This window comes from Antrihabitans auranticaus, from assembly GCF_016481275.1.
GTDB lineage: Bacteria > Actinomycetota > Actinomycetes > Mycobacteriales > Mycobacteriaceae > Antrihabitans.
Map to the genome: position 1 here is coordinate 151993 of NZ_JAEMNW010000009.1, position 13099 is coordinate 165091.

At 63.3% G+C, this 13099-nt stretch carries 17 protein-coding genes; 10 read left to right on the forward strand and 7 right to left on the reverse strand.

What is annotated here, in order from left to right; all coding sequences use genetic code 11:
• Positions 1–2: 2 nt before the first annotated feature.
• From JGU72_RS27060 to JGU72_RS27085, 6 genes are all read right to left on the reverse strand, one after another.
• A complete protein-coding gene (locus JGU72_RS27060) occupies positions 3–608 on the reverse strand; it encodes a hypothetical protein (RefSeq protein ID WP_199687384.1) in 606 nt (201 codons plus the stop codon).
• Positions 609–935: 327 nt separating this feature from the next.
• Positions 936–1466 carry a DUF5698 domain-containing protein gene (locus tag JGU72_RS27065; RefSeq protein ID WP_199687385.1) on the reverse strand — a complete coding sequence of 177 codons (531 nt, stop codon included), beginning with the start codon at positions 1464–1466 and terminating at the stop codon, positions 936–938.
• A 142-nt stretch (positions 1467–1608) separates the two neighbouring features.
• On the reverse strand, positions 1609–1905 hold the full coding sequence (locus JGU72_RS27070) for a DUF1905 domain-containing protein (protein WP_199687386.1): 297 nt from the start codon (positions 1903–1905) through the stop codon (positions 1609–1611).
• A gap of 10 nt (positions 1906–1915) precedes the next feature.
• Complete coding sequence (locus tag JGU72_RS27075) at positions 1916–2407, reverse strand: glutathione peroxidase (protein ID WP_199687387.1); 492 nt, start codon at positions 2405–2407, stop codon at positions 1916–1918.
• An 85-nt stretch (positions 2408–2492) separates the two neighbouring features.
• Positions 2493–3833: an MFS transporter gene (locus JGU72_RS27080; protein ID WP_199687388.1), complete on the reverse strand. Its 1341-nt coding sequence runs from the start codon at positions 3831–3833 to the stop codon at positions 2493–2495.
• A 181-nt stretch (positions 3834–4014) separates the two neighbouring features.
• Entirely contained in the window at positions 4015–4671 is a 657-nt protein-coding gene (locus JGU72_RS27085) for a TetR/AcrR family transcriptional regulator (RefSeq protein WP_199687389.1), read from the reverse strand.
• Positions 4672–4796: 125 nt separating this feature from the next.
• Here JGU72_RS27085 and aroQ point away from each other — a divergent pair, with 125 nt between their 5' ends.
• The 10 genes from aroQ to JGU72_RS27135 all read left to right on the forward strand — a co-directional run bounded on the left by aroQ (position 4797) and on the right by JGU72_RS27135 (position 12519).
• Entirely contained in the window at positions 4797–5249 is a 453-nt protein-coding gene (gene aroQ / locus JGU72_RS27090) for a type II 3-dehydroquinate dehydratase (protein ID WP_199687390.1), read from the forward strand.
• On the forward strand, positions 5246–6124 hold the full coding sequence (locus JGU72_RS27095; RefSeq protein WP_199687391.1) for a shikimate dehydrogenase: 879 nt from the start codon (positions 5246–5248) through the stop codon (positions 6122–6124). Before aroQ ends, JGU72_RS27095 begins: the two co-directional genes overlap by 4 nt.
• A gap of 14 nt (positions 6125–6138) precedes the next feature.
• Positions 6139–8049 (forward strand): sugar phosphate isomerase/epimerase and 4-hydroxyphenylpyruvate domain-containing protein, encoded by a 1911-nt coding sequence (locus JGU72_RS27100; protein WP_199687427.1) that lies wholly within the window; start codon positions 6139–6141, stop codon positions 8047–8049.
• Positions 8050–8345: 296 nt separating this feature from the next.
• The gene (locus JGU72_RS27105) at positions 8346–8669 is read left to right on the forward strand and encodes an ArsR/SmtB family transcription factor (RefSeq protein ID WP_199687392.1); all 324 of its coding nucleotides are present in this window, start codon (positions 8346–8348) and stop codon (positions 8667–8669) included.
• Positions 8659–9135: an SRPBCC domain-containing protein gene (locus JGU72_RS27110; RefSeq protein WP_199687393.1), complete on the forward strand. Its 477-nt coding sequence runs from the start codon at positions 8659–8661 to the stop codon at positions 9133–9135. The genes JGU72_RS27105 and JGU72_RS27110 overlap by 11 nt, the downstream gene beginning before the upstream one ends.
• The gene (locus JGU72_RS27115) at positions 9132–9758 is read left to right on the forward strand and encodes a dihydrofolate reductase family protein (RefSeq protein ID WP_199687394.1); all 627 of its coding nucleotides are present in this window, start codon (positions 9132–9134) and stop codon (positions 9756–9758) included. Before JGU72_RS27110 ends, JGU72_RS27115 begins: the two co-directional genes overlap by 4 nt.
• 61 nt (positions 9759–9819) lie before the next feature.
• Positions 9820–10302 (forward strand): nitroreductase/quinone reductase family protein, encoded by a 483-nt coding sequence (locus tag JGU72_RS27120; RefSeq protein WP_307828619.1) that lies wholly within the window; start codon positions 9820–9822, stop codon positions 10300–10302.
• Positions 10303–10342: 40 nt separating this feature from the next.
• Positions 10343–11494 (forward strand): NAD(P)/FAD-dependent oxidoreductase, encoded by a 1152-nt coding sequence (locus JGU72_RS27125; RefSeq protein WP_199687395.1) that lies wholly within the window; start codon positions 10343–10345, stop codon positions 11492–11494.
• Positions 11495–11603: 109 nt separating this feature from the next.
• Positions 11604–12020 carry a hypothetical protein gene (locus JGU72_RS27130; RefSeq protein ID WP_199687396.1) on the forward strand — a complete coding sequence of 139 codons (417 nt, stop codon included), beginning with the start codon at positions 11604–11606 and terminating at the stop codon, positions 12018–12020.
• A gap of 22 nt (positions 12021–12042) precedes the next feature.
• Positions 12043–12519 (forward strand): nucleoside deaminase, encoded by a 477-nt coding sequence (locus tag JGU72_RS27135; protein ID WP_199687397.1) that lies wholly within the window; start codon positions 12043–12045, stop codon positions 12517–12519.
• Positions 12520–12806: 287 nt separating this feature from the next.
• Here the strand turns inward: JGU72_RS27135 and JGU72_RS27140 are convergent, their stop codons facing one another.
• Complete coding sequence (locus JGU72_RS27140; RefSeq protein WP_199687398.1) at positions 12807–13043, reverse strand: hypothetical protein; 237 nt, start codon at positions 13041–13043, stop codon at positions 12807–12809.
• Between the last annotated feature and the right edge of the window lie 56 nt (positions 13044–13099).

A 13099-nucleotide genomic window follows, 5' to 3' on the forward strand; every position in this document is an offset into this window, starting at 1 on the left:
GGTCAGCAGGTCAGGTGGATATCTGACGACGGCTTGAACGAGACGTGAACGTGGTCGTAGTGGTTGGCTGTCGGGCTGCCGCGATCTTCCATCATCGACCACCCACCGCCGTCGTTGTACTGCTGCTGCCAGATGATGTACGTGACGTCGAAGGCGGCCCGGTTCGCGAGTACGTAGTTCGCGACGGCGTCGCCGAGCTCGCGGTCGGGCATCATCAGGTCCAGTGCGAGACCTGCGCCGTGATCGTCGCCCGCGCGACCCACGGCTCCGCCGATGTCCTTGATCTCGAAGATGGTCCTGAGGAAGTTACCGACCTGCGCGACATGCGGCAGCGTGCCGGCAAGGGCGTCCGAGCAGGGCGGGCGGTCCGGAGCTCCGATGGGGGTTGCCGTCGGGGGTGGCGCTGTTACCGGTACCAGTTGTTGCACACCCGCTGCAGAAGGCGCCGACAGGATGGCGGGCGCTCCGATCGAAACCGCTACCTGCTTCGAGTCGGGGTGTCCGTGAACGATCCAGAGACCAGCTGCGACGAGTGCGCCGATCACGATGACGGCCGCGACGGCGGTCACAAGTCGAGATACGACTTTGTTCGCCGTGGCGGCCGACATCCGAGCGACGGCTTTCGAGCGGTGGTCAGCTGGCAATTTACGAAGTCACTGCTTTCTCTCCTGACAGAGATGCTCCGGTCACGTTACAAAACGGACGCGGAACTGTCACGTCCTGTTGTCGCAGCTCACGCGAAGCCGGATATGTGGCAGGTCCATCTTTGGTGCTCCGGAGACGTGCGCGTCGCACGTTTCGACCGCCGCACACTGCCATCCCCGCCCGCGCCGAGACGCGCTCGTTTCAGTCATTCACAACGTCTGCAGATGTTGCATCTGACCGAAGACGTTGTAGCTGCCGATCGCTGAATCCGTCCGTCAGATCATCGGACCTCAGACCGGCGCGCCCACCAACTCCGCGGTTGCCGATGTCTGGACGGACGGGCGGAGATCTTCGATGGTCCAGAATGCGCCGGGTGCCAGAGCTTCGAGGTCGTCCAACAGTGCAGCACGGCGCCGACCTGGCACAACGATCTCCAGCACCTGGACCGCCCCACTGTTGCCCTGCCCGTCGTACGCGATGACGGGCCAACCTCGCAGCCGGAGGGCGGACCCGAGCTCGGGCTTCGTCGTCACCAACTTGACCTCGACGGCTTCGGTCGAGAACCGTGCTCCGGCGAAGACACCGACGAGGACCCCGCCACCCACGCCGAAGGCATACGCGGCGACCGTCAGGGGATCCTTCAGGTTCGTCACGACCTGCGCGATCGCCGTGACCTGGAGGAGGGAACCGAGAACGCCGAGTGTCGCAGGCACACCCTTGTGCCCCCGCGACGTCAGGATCACTCGCCACTGCCAGAGCGCAACCTCCGTGAGGACCAGCACCATGATGACCAATGGGCGCAGCATCTCAGGTCGCGTCATTGCACTCTCCTCTGTCGGTCCGCCAGCCCCACACGGCTGGTGACTTCACAATGACGGAGCAACACCTACGCAGGCATCGGGAGCGATCACCTATGTTCCGCCGAACCGCGTCGACGACAAGGAGACCGCACTCCCTAGGGAGTCAGGCGGCCGCAGCGAGTTCGATTGCAACAGAGACGATCTCGCCAGCCGCGAGACCGCACGAAACTCGGACCTGTTTCTTCACCGGCACAGTGAGGTTCCCCGACTCCCGGTCCGACACGAGGACCGTGCTCCAACTGACGGTGCCGATCGTTGCGTCGATTCGATTCGAACCGAACGCCTTGCGTGGCGCGACGGCGCGTATCTCGTCGGTGATCGAGGCCGGCACCTCCACATACGCGAGGTCACCGTCGGGCATGTGGAGGAGCAGGAGCTCGGCCTCGAACGTCCAGCGCATGGCAGCCAATCTAGCCGGGCAGAATTGCCTCGATCGCGTCGATGACCTCGGTCGAATCGGGAGCAGCCGTGGGACCGAATCGATTGACGACCGTACCGTCCGGTGCGACGAGGAACTTCTCGAAGTTCCAGCTGATATCCCCGGACTTTCCGTTCGCCAGCGGTGTCTTGACGAGCTCGGTGTACAGCGGGTGGCGGTTCGCGCCGTTGACGTCGGTCTTTTCCAGCAGCGGGAAGGTCACGTCGTACTGGGTCGAGCAGAAGGTTTGGATCTCTTCCGCGGTGCCGGGTTCCTGACCGCCGAACTGGTTGCAAGGGACTCCGACGACGGTCAATCCGCGGTCGGCGTACTTCTGGGCGAGGGCTTCGAGCGTTGTGTACTGCGGAGTGAGGCCGCAGCGCGAAGCCACGTTGACGAGCAGAACCGCGCGTCCCTCGTACTCGCGCAACGATGTCGGTGTGCCGTCCAACCGGTTGAGTTCGATGTCTCTGATGTCCGTCATGAATTCGACCGTACCGGCGCGGGCGTGCAACGACGAAAGGCACCTTCCTGCAATCGCGTTGCAGGAAGGCGCCGATCGGTTTTTGTCAGCTGACCGGCTTGCCCAGCTGCTTCAGCGGGACGCGATAGGTTTCGCGTGCTGTTGCGGCGGCTGCAGCGGCGGCAAGGCAGCAGATCGAGACCAGGATTGCGACGGGCACCCAGTTGGTTCGGCTGTCGCCGACCAGAGTCCATGCGATCGTCGGCGCGAAACCGGCGAGTGCGAAACCGATCTGCGTACCGATTGCGATGCCGGAGAACCTGACCTTCGTGTTGAACATCTCCGCGTAGAACGACGGCCAGATCGCGTTCGGAGCGGCGTAGAGAATGCCGATGAGCAGCGCGCCGGCGAAGAAGATGAGCGGGACGTTTCCGCTCATGATCGCCTTGAAGTAGACGAAAATCATGACGCTGCAACCGAGTACGCCGGTGATGAAGACGGGCTTGCGGCCGATGCGGTCGGCAAGAATTGCAAGTGCCGGCTGGCTGAACAGCGCAATGACGTTGGCGGCGACGGCGACCAGGAGCATCGTTGTCCGCGAGACGCCGACCTCCGGGCTCGTCGCGAATGCCAGGCCGAACACCGCGAAGATGGTGCTGCAGACTGCGATGAACGCGCACAGGACAACCCGGAGCACATCGGTGCTATGGGTGCGGAACAGTTCGACGACCGGGAACTTGGCGACCTGCTTCGATTCCTGCTCCTCGGTGAACACCTCGGGCTCGTCGAGGCGGCGACGGACCACGTAGGCGAGGACGACGACCAAGAAGCTGAACCAGAACGGAACACGCCAGCCCCAGCTGAGCAGTGCGTCGTCGGGCAGGTTTGCGACCGTCAGAAATACCGCGGTGGCAAGGATGAACCCGGCCTGCGTGCCGGTCAGTGTCCAGCTGGTGAAGAACGCTCGCCGACCGAAGGGCGCGTGCTCGAGCGTCAGCGAGTTCGCGCCACTCTGTTCGCCAGCGGCCGAGATGCCTTGCAGAACTCGCAAGAACACCAACAAGATTGGAGCAACGACGCCGATTGCGGCATAGGACGGTAGGCAGCCGATCAAGAAGGTCGACGTGCCCATCAGTACGAGCGTGATCAGCATGACCTTCTTGCGGCCGACGCGATCACCGAAGTGGCCGAGCAGCACGGCGCCGAACGGTCGGGCGATGTAGGCGACACCGAAGGTCGCGAGGGACAAGAGGGTGCCGGCCGCCGGGTTCGAGGCAGGGAAGAACACCTTGCCGAACACCAATGCCGCGGCCGATGCGTAGATGTAGAAGTCGTAGTACTCGAGCATGCTGCCCAGAAAACTGGCGATGGCGGCGCGCTTGACCTTGGTGGTGTCGGGCGGGCTTGCGGGGGAGGCCCCGGACGCCTCGAGCGTGTAGGTAGACATGGGTTCTCCTGGCTTTTCGGTCACAGTTGCCGCCAATGTTCGTATCGCGAACTCTTGTTCGTATTGCGGTACAGCGACTGTAACCCGGGTCACGTTCGCTGAGCAACAGTATTAACCAAATAGTTCATAAAAATCTAGCCGCGATCACTTTGTGCAGGTAGAAGCGGGGGAAAAGTCAGTCTCAGGCGTCGCGCAGATACGCGGAGAGCATGTCCGCGAGCATCTTGCGCTGATGTTCGCGCGACTCGGCCGCGGTCAGATCGCGACCGAACAGTGCGTCCCAGGTGTACTTGTTCGCCATCCTGAACACGCAGTAACTGCTGATGATCATGTGCACGTCGAGCGCGTCGACATCGGTCCGGAACAGGCCCGCGTCCTGTCCTTCGGCGAGTATCTGGGAGAGGAGGTCTGCGGCAGGCGCGCCCAGTCCGCTCAGCGCCGCCGATTTGCGGATGTGTTCGCCGCGCAGCATGTTCTCGTTCGCGACGAGTCGGATGAAGTCGGGGTGCCGCTCGTGGTGGTCGAAGGTGAGTTCGGCGAGGGCTCTGATGGCTGCGACCGGGTCGAGGCCCTCGGTTTCGAGGGCTTTCTCTTTCTCGCGGATCTCGCGGTACGAACGCTCCAGGACCGCGGTGTAGAGCCCCTCCTTGTCCGAAAAGTAGTAGTAGATCATCCTTTTCGTGGTGTGTGTGCGCTCCGCAATGACGTCGACTCGCGCGCCGGCGAAGCCGTTGTCGGCGAACTCCTTCGTCGCGACCTCGATGATGTTCTCTCTCGTGAGGTCGCTGTTGCGCCTGCGCTTGGCGGGTTCTGTAGCGCTGGTCTGCTTGGGCGACATGGCGCAACTCTAACGGGGCGGGTCGATGAACCCTTTTCATGACGCGAATCGTGGAGTAGTCTGCGTGAAGTAACTCACTAGTTCGTACATTAACGCCAGAGATCCAAAGAAGGGATCGTCGACCGATGACGACCGAACACCCGATTCTCGTTCTCAACGGGCCGAACCTAAACCTGCTGGGGCAGCGGCAGCCAGAAATCTACGGTTCGGACTCGCTCGACGACGCCATCGATCTCTGCGCGAAGACAGCCGCCGAGTATGGCAGGTCGATCGACGCGCGGCAGTCGAATCACGAAGGCCAGCTGATCGATTGGATCCACGAGGCACGCACGACCGCATCCGGCGTCGTGATCAACCCCGGTGGCTACGCGCACACGTCCGTCGCACTGCGGGACGCGCTGGTCATATTGGACGTTCCGGTCGTCGAGGTGCACGTCACCAACATTCATGCTCGCGAAGAGTTTCGTCAGCGCTCGCTCGTATCGTCGGTGGCCGACGGTGTGGTCTGCGGCCTCGGCGTCGACGGCTACCGTGCCGCGACCGAATTCCTCTGCCGCGCAACGGCGGTGCGGTGGTGAGCGAGTCTCTCGTCTGCGGCCTCATCGGAGCGGGCATCACAAAGTCCCTGACGCCGCCGATGCACGAAGAAGAGGGCCGCCACCACGGCCTGAGGTACGCCTACCGGATCATCGACCTCCGGGAACTTGGTCTCAGCGTTGCCGATCTGCCGCGCCTGGTGCGCAGTGCGCGCGACCTCGGATTCCGCGGGCTCAACATCACCTACCCGTGCAAGGAAGCGGTCATCGAATGCCTCGACGACCTCTCGCCTGACGCCGCGCGCCTCGGCGCGATCAACACGGTGCTGTTCGAGGACGGTCGCGCAATCGGTCACAACACCGACTGGTCGGGCTACGCGCGCAACTTCGACCGTGGTCTCGAAGGCGCAGCAATGGACCGCGTCGTCCAGGTCGGAGCCGGCGGCGCGGGAGTGGCCGTCGCGTACGCCCTACTCACGCGCGGAGCCCAGCGGCTCATCGTCGTCGACGCGGATCTGCAACGGGCACAACAGCTTCGCAACCGACTCGCCGCGTCGTTCGACGGCGATCGTATCGAGATCGCAGGCCTGGCCGACCTTCCCGACGTCCTGCGCCTGGCCGACGGCGTCGTCAACGCCACGCCGATGGGTATGGCCGCGCACCCGGGCTCCGCGGTACCAGCCGAATTGCTCCGTCCCGACCTCTGGGTTTCCGAGGTCGTCTACAGACCCGTCGACACCGAGTTGCTGCTGGCGGCCCGCGCGGTCGGCGCACGGACCCTCCGCGGGACCGGCATGGCCGTCTACCAGGCCGTCGACGCTTTCCGGATCTTCACCGGCATCGAAGCCGATGCGGATCGGATGTTCGAGCACATGACGGCCCTGGTCGCCAGGGAGGAATCGGTGGTGGTGAGATGAGCGTGCAATCAGCGGTGGGCACTCGGGTCCGAACCTCGGTCGCGACGGTGTCGTTGAGCGGCTCGCTCGAGGACAAGCTTCGTGCGATCGCCGACGCCGGCTTCGACGGCTTCGAAGTGTTCGAGCCGGACTTCGTCAGCTCGCCGCTCACCCCGCGTGAACTCGCTTCCAGGGCAAGCGATCTCGGGCTAACCCTCGACATCTACCAGCCCTTCCGCGACATCGATTCGACAGACGAACGGCAGTTCGCCCGCAACCTGGTCAGGGCCGAGCGCAAGTTCGACATCATGGAGCAGTTGGGCTGCGACCTTCTGCTGGTCTGTTCGTCGCCACTGCCCGGAGCCGTACGCGATGACGACCGCCTCGCCGAGCAGTTGCACGAACTGGCCGTTCGCGCGGATCGGCGCGGAATTCGCCTCGCCTACGAAGCCCTCGCCTGGGGGGCACACGTCAACACCTACCGGCATGCGTGGCAGATCGTCGAGGCGGCCGATCATCCGGCGCTGGGCACCTGCTTGGACAGCTTTCACATTCTGTCTCGCGGTGATGATCCGAGCGGGATCAGAGAGATCCCGGGGGAGAAGATCTTCTTCCTGCAGCTCGCGGATGCGCCGCGCCTGTCGATAGATGTGTTGTCCTGGAGCCGGCACCACCGAAACTTCCCGGGGCAGGGCAACTTCGACCTCGCCGCGTTCGGCGCCCACGTGCAGGCGTCGGGCTACACCGGCCCCTGGTCGCTGGAGGTTTTCAACGACGTCTTCCGGCACTCGGCAACCGGACGAACCGCGGCTGATGCCCACCGATCGCTGCTGCACCTGCAGGAAGAAGTGGCGCGCGTGCAGGCCGCGGAGTCCGATTCGCGCGGTCTCGCACTCTTCTCGCCGCCACCACGGCCACCGATCGACGGGGTGGTATCCCTCCGTCTCGCCGCCGGCCCGGGCGATCGCAGCGACCTGCGAGGAACGCTCCGGCACATAGGTTTTCACCTTGTCGCGCGTCATCACGACCACGACCTGCAGCTGTGGCGCCACGGTCCCCTGACGATCGCGGTCGACGCAACGGCGGGTACGGTGTGGACGGCACCGGGCATTCCGGCTGACTTGCCGGTGCTCACGCAGATCGGGATCCGTTCCGACGATCCGCAATCCTGGGGTCGCCGAGCAGCCGCACTGGAGGTCCCGGTTCAGGAAGTCGAACTGCCCGGCGTCGAGCGGGCAGATCGCCCGGATGTGGTGCGGCTCAGCGTGACCGACGCGACATCGCTCGACCTGCGTAGCCACCGGAGCGCGGCGGCATGGCTGTCGGCGTTCGACGTCTACCCGACTCCGATGGCGCAGTGGGAACAGCAGCGCACGCTGTTCACCGATGTCGATCACATTGCGCTCGCAGTTCCCGAAGACACTTGGGACGGAGTGATTTTGGCGTTGCGTTCGGTATTTGCGATGGAGCCGCACGAGGGCTTGGATGTCACTGATGCAATCGGATTGATACACACACGATCGCTCACACTGACCGACGGTGAGGGTCGCACGACGCTTCGAATCCTGTTGAACATGGTTCCGGGCAGTCCGTCGGGCAACGTGCCGGTTGCGCGCCGCGGTGGCGTCAGCCACGTGGCATTCTCCTGCGCCGACATCTTTGTCGCAGCGGCGCAGCTCGTTGCGAACGGTTATGAGCCGCTGCCGATTTCGACGAATTACTACGACGATCTCGAGGCTCGTTTCGGTCTGCGCCCCGAGTTGCTGCGCAACATGCGAGAACTCGGAATCCTGTACGACGCAAACGCCGATGGCGAGTTCTTCCACCTGTTCACCAAGACCGTGGGTGCCGATCTGTTCTTCGAGGTCGTCCAACGAGTCGGTGACTATCAGGGCTACGGCGACACGAATGCTGCCGTCCGTCTGTCGGCTCAGTTGCGAGCCTGAAACAGTCGCTTCCCGAACAAAGTCGCGAGCGGAACGTCCCTTGGTACCACACTGCGATTCGGCGAGTACCAGCGGCGGGAGTCGGTGCTACTTCGTGAATCGATCCGTACGTATTGCGAAGTCTGTACATAATTTTCAGTGGACAAAGGCCGCGCCCTGACGATCGGGCGGCCATCCACCACTGTTCGTCGGAGGCCTCTCCACACGTTTTCGCTGCTTATGCCGTGCGGGACGCGACTTGCGGCGAGGATCGATTCGGCGTAATACTTAGCCGCATGGCAAAGTATTAGGAGACGTTGGACGGCGTGTTCGCCGCCCTCGCTGATCCCTCTCGTCGCGCCGTGATTCGGCGGCTCGGGTCCGGGCCTGCGAGCGTCGGCGAACTGGCCAAATCTGCCCCGATCACGTTGCCGTCGTTCATGAAGCACCTCCGCGTCCTGGAAGACAACGGATTGATTCGGACGGTAAAGACCGGTCGGGTGCGGCACTGCGAACTCGACCGCGAACGGTTCGATCTGGTCGATGACTGGCTGGCCGAACAGCGACTGATCTGGGAAGCGCGCACCGACCGCCTCGAGCTGTTTCTCACCACTGAAGAGGAGTCCACCGATGAATCCTGACCTCGACCTCACCCTCCACCGAGTCATCAAGGCGCCGCGAACGAGTGTGTGGAATGCCTGGACGAACCCCGCCAGCTTGTCCCGTTGGTGGCTACCCGCACCGACGCTCTGCCGCGTCGAGCGACTCGACGTGCGTCCAGCCGGCGCTTTCGTGACCAAGATGAGCGATGACGGTACCGAATTCGTCCCACATCTCGACGCATGTTTCCTCGATGTCGAAGAAGGTGAACGACTCGTCTTCACGACCGCCGTCGACAGTGGGTGGCGGCCGGCGACGGGCGTCCAGATTCAGATGACCGCCGAGATCACGCTGAGCGATCACGCGGATGGAACGGACTATCACGTCCTCGTCCGACACGGTGATCCAGCATCGCGTGCCCGGCACGAAGAGTTGGGCTTCGCCGACGGGTGGGGCACGGTCACCAACCAGCTGACAACCCTCGTCGAAAATGAGGTTCTGGCATGAAACTTGTTCTGACGGAGTTCGTTACGCTCGACGGTGTCAGTCAGGGGCCGGGCTCGTCCACCGAAGACACGAGTGATGGTTTCGAGCGCGGTGGCTGGTTGGTTCCCTACCTCGATGAGACGTTCATCAAGCGCACATCCGAATGGCTCGACGAAGCCGACGGACTGCTGCTCGGCCGTAGGACGTACGAGGCTTTTGCGCGCGACTGGCCGGCAATCACCGATCCTGAGGACCCTTTCACCGAACGGATGAACGGCCTCCCGAAGTACGTCGTTTCGAACACCCTCTCGGAAGGCAGCTGGAACCCGACGACGGTGCTGGCGGGTGATCCGGTCGTCTCGGTCGCTGAGCTGAAGCGCAAGTCCGGTCGCGAACTGCAGATCCACGGCAGTTCCCGCCTTGGCAATTCGCTGCTGTCGGCCGGTCTCGTCGACACCGTTCGACTCGTTGTCGCGCCCACCGTGTTGCGCACAGGAAGACGACTGCTGACGGACGCAGGACCGGCGATCGGTCTGCGCCTCACCCGTCACGAGAGCACCGGTCATGGGCTGCTCCTCCTCGAATATGACGTCACCGGCCCCGCGCCGCTGGCGGAGTTCGACGGGGTGACGCAGTTCGTCTGACGCGTGATGTCGATAGCATCGGGGTGTCCCTTGAAATTCGAACGCAAGGAGGCAAGTTCCGGTGAGTTCTCCGATAGCAGCCCTGCAACGGTGGATGTACCGCGATGGGCGCGCGAATCCGGTTGCGCGAGTGCTCAATCGTGCAGTGACCGCTCTGTTCTCGGCCGGCCGTCTGTCACCTGAGAATGCCGTGACGCTCGAAGTGCGGGGGCGAAAGACTGGGAACATTATTTCGCTCCCGGTCGCGCTGGCTGATTACGGCGGCGAGCGCTATGTGGTATCGATGCTCGGTGAGAACGTGAGTTGGGTGCGCAATCTTCGCGCGGACAGCGGCCGAGCCGTGTTGCGCCGCGGGAGGCCGGAAGCCGTGCAGCTGTCCGATATCGAGACCGCTGTCGAACGCGCACCGATCTTGCGCCGCTATCTCGAAGTGGCGCCGGGCGCACGTGCGCATTTTCCCGTCGACAAGGCTGGGTCGTTGGGCGAATTCGAGAAGATTGCGGCCGGTTACCCGGTGTTCCGCGTCGACAACCCGCAGAATTGACTGGCTAGCAGCGACAACTACGCAGTTCCTGGAGGCGAGCATGGCTCATCGTGTCCTGATCCTCGGTGGCGGGTTCGGCGGTGTGGCAGCAGCAACCAGGCTGCGCGCGCTACGACCTGCCGACGACGAGATCGTCCTTGTCGACCGTCGCGATTACTTCATGATGGGCTTCCGGAAGACGGGCGAGGTGGTCGGCGCGGAGTCGATGGCAGACGGTCGCCGGTCGCTCGATGCGCTGTCCGCCAAGGGAATCAGGGTGGTCAGGGGCGAGATCACGGAAATCGATCCGGGTGGTCGAGCGATCGACGTCGACGGTGAGCGAATGGCGGGTGATGCCGTGATCGTCGCATTGGGCGCGCGGACCGTGCCTGGCGCCGTACCCGGTCTGAGCGAGCATGGCATCGACATCTACGACCCCGACGAGGTGCCGCGCGCAGCCGCAGCACTGCGGGCCATGTCCGAGGGAACTGTCGCGATCGGCATCTTCGGAGCGCCGTATCGATGCTCGCCCGCGCCGTACGAGCTGGCGCTGCTCGCAGCCGAGTCGGCCCAGAAACGCGGTGCGGCAATACGATTCACTGTGTTCACGCCGCAACCCATGTCCGTTCCCGTGTTGGGGCCGGTGGGTTGTGGCGGAATCGAAGACCGACTCTCGGGCGGCGGCATCGAATTTCGGCCTGGAACGAAGGCGAAGCGTGTCGACGCCGGCGTGGTCGTTGTCGAGGACGTAGCGGACGTCGCGTTCGATCTGTTGTTGGCGGTGCCGCCGCATAGGGTCCCGCAGGTCGTCGCCGATGCAGAGCTCGTAGGACCAGGCGGTTGGGTTCGAGCAGATGCCCGGACGCTGGAGACCGCTTTTCCCGACGTGTATGCGGTCGGCGACGTGACCGGCATCGCAATGGCCAACGGGCAGCCGTTCCCGAAGGCCGGCGTGATGGCAGCGGCTCAGGGTGAGGTTGTCGCACAGCGGATTTCGATGCGCCTGGACGGTGGTGAACCCGATGCCACGTTCGACGGCGCGGGCCACTGCTTTCTCGAGGTCGGCGGCGGTCGAGCCATGCAGGTGCGCGGGAACTTTCTCGCCGATCCGGCGCCCGAAGTGGAACTGACCGACGCTTTGCCGGAATTTCTCGAGGATAAGCGGCGATACGAGCGAGAACAGCTCGACGCGTGGTTCGGGGGAGAGGGCTGAACTTTCCCACCCCTGCGAGGAGTGGAGCGCACCCATTACGTCCTGTGTGACGGTTGGCGATTTCGGGATGCTTGTTCCCGGAACTCAGCCAACCCCGAAGGGAAACGTAATGCAGCTCAAGATGATCGACTGGACTCTCCGTACCGGAGCTTCTCCCGAAGACGGTACCGATACGCGTGTCAGCGTCGAGGTGTGGCGCGATAACACCATGGTCGAAAACCTTTGGGTCGAGCCAGGAAACACGACGCGGCTGGACAGCCGTGAGGTGCAGACCTACTCATGGGAGTTCCCAGATGCCGGCATCGAATTCGACTCCATCGGCGGGCAGTTGAAGGTTGTGTTGCGGGCATGGGGCGATGATCTTTGGAAGGCGCTCGACATCGATAGCAAGGTGACGTTCGATGTCCTGATCTTTACGCCGTCGGTGCACTGGGTGCGCAGGACCGCGAACTTCACCTTCGCCGGAGTCGACGTGCTGAGCACCGACTCGGCAGAAGGTCGGGTGACTCTGCAGCTCAACTACTGACCCACATGCGATGATCGGCACGATGAACCACAGTGAATATCTGCTCCGCGCGGTCGCAATCTCGAAGGACGCCGTGGCGGGCGGCAACCATCCGTTCGGGTGCATTCTCGTGGACGCCGACGGCAATGTTCTGTTGGAGCAGGGAAACATCGAGGTGACGTCGCGCGACTGCACCGGTCACGCGGAAACCACATTGATGCGCAATGCATCTCAGCATTTCGAGAAGGACGTCCTCGCCAGCTGCACGCTGTACACAACTGCCGAACCGTGTGCGATGTGCGCCGGTGCCATCTACTGGGGGAATGTTCGACGCGTGGTCTTCGGGATCTCGGAAAGTGAACTTCTGGCCGAAACTGGTAACGATCCCCGAAATCCGACCTTGAGTCTGGATTGTCGGACGGTGTTCAGCAGAGGCCAGAAGGACATCGAGGTGATCGGTCCCGTCGCGGAGGTCGCCGAGGCCGTTCTGGAGCCGCACCGGTCGTACTGGAACAGTTAGTTCTCTCGCCTGGGGGCATGTTGTCTGCCCGGATACGAGCGACAACTGTCCGAATCCCTTGTGTTCTGCCGCATCAAGATGTGTTGCTTGTGGGGTGTGCGGGTTTCGCCTCCCGCCGAGCGGGCTTACCTGGCGGCGACACGCGGGCGGCGCCGCCGACAACGCCCTCTCGACGCGTGCACCCACGCCGCCCGCACCAAGACGCACCCGTTTAAGTCATCCGCAACGTCTGCAGTTGTTGTGTTTGGCTGGAGTCGTTGCGGCTGCGGATCGCTGAATCCCCTGCGTCACAACAGTATCTGCCGCCTCAGGATCGGGTTTTGTGTCATCATTGTCAGAAATGGGTAGAGAAGCAGGGCCGCACCGATATTGATCAGTTGACCTTCGCGTGCGATCACCACCACTCCCTGATCGGGGATCGCGGTGCCGGGTCGGAGACGATCAAAACCAACGGCCGCACCACCTGGATCCCACCCGCGTACTTGGACCCGGACCAGAAACCGAGGGTGAATCACTTCTTCCACCCACATGAATACCTCAGCGACGAGACCGATGATGAACGAAAACTCGCCTAGTGAAG

What these genes read in the sequence shown, in the direction of transcription:
- JGU72_RS27085 (WP_199687389.1), bottom strand. Translation starts at nt 4,671, where the DNA reads ATGTCGCCCAAGCAGACCAGCGCTACAGAACCCGCCAAGCGCAGGCGC.
- aroQ (WP_199687390.1), top strand. Translation starts at nt 4,797, where the DNA reads ATGACGACCGAACACCCGATTCTCGTTCTCAACGGGCCGAACCTAAAC.
- JGU72_RS27060 (WP_199687384.1), bottom strand. Translation starts at nt 608, where the DNA reads ATGTCGGCCGCCACGGCGAACAAAGTCGTATCTCGACTTGTGACCGCC.
- JGU72_RS27070 (WP_199687386.1), bottom strand. Translation starts at nt 1,905, where the DNA reads ATGCGCTGGACGTTCGAGGCCGAGCTCCTGCTCCTCCACATGCCCGAC.
- JGU72_RS27075 (WP_199687387.1), bottom strand. Translation starts at nt 2,407, where the DNA reads ATGACGGACATCAGAGACATCGAACTCAACCGGTTGGACGGCACACCG.
- JGU72_RS27065 (WP_199687385.1), bottom strand. Translation starts at nt 1,466, where the DNA reads ATGACGCGACCTGAGATGCTGCGCCCATTGGTCATCATGGTGCTGGTC.
- JGU72_RS27110 (WP_199687393.1), top strand. Translation starts at nt 8,659, where the DNA reads ATGAATCCTGACCTCGACCTCACCCTCCACCGAGTCATCAAGGCGCCG.
- JGU72_RS27135 (WP_199687397.1), top strand. Translation starts at nt 12,043, where the DNA reads ATGAACCACAGTGAATATCTGCTCCGCGCGGTCGCAATCTCGAAGGAC.
- JGU72_RS27115 (WP_199687394.1), top strand. Translation starts at nt 9,132, where the DNA reads ATGAAACTTGTTCTGACGGAGTTCGTTACGCTCGACGGTGTCAGTCAG.
- JGU72_RS27080 (WP_199687388.1), bottom strand. Translation starts at nt 3,833, where the DNA reads ATGTCTACCTACACGCTCGAGGCGTCCGGGGCCTCCCCCGCAAGCCCG.
- JGU72_RS27130 (WP_199687396.1), top strand. Translation starts at nt 11,604, where the DNA reads ATGCAGCTCAAGATGATCGACTGGACTCTCCGTACCGGAGCTTCTCCC.
- JGU72_RS27125 (WP_199687395.1), top strand. Translation starts at nt 10,343, where the DNA reads ATGGCTCATCGTGTCCTGATCCTCGGTGGCGGGTTCGGCGGTGTGGCA.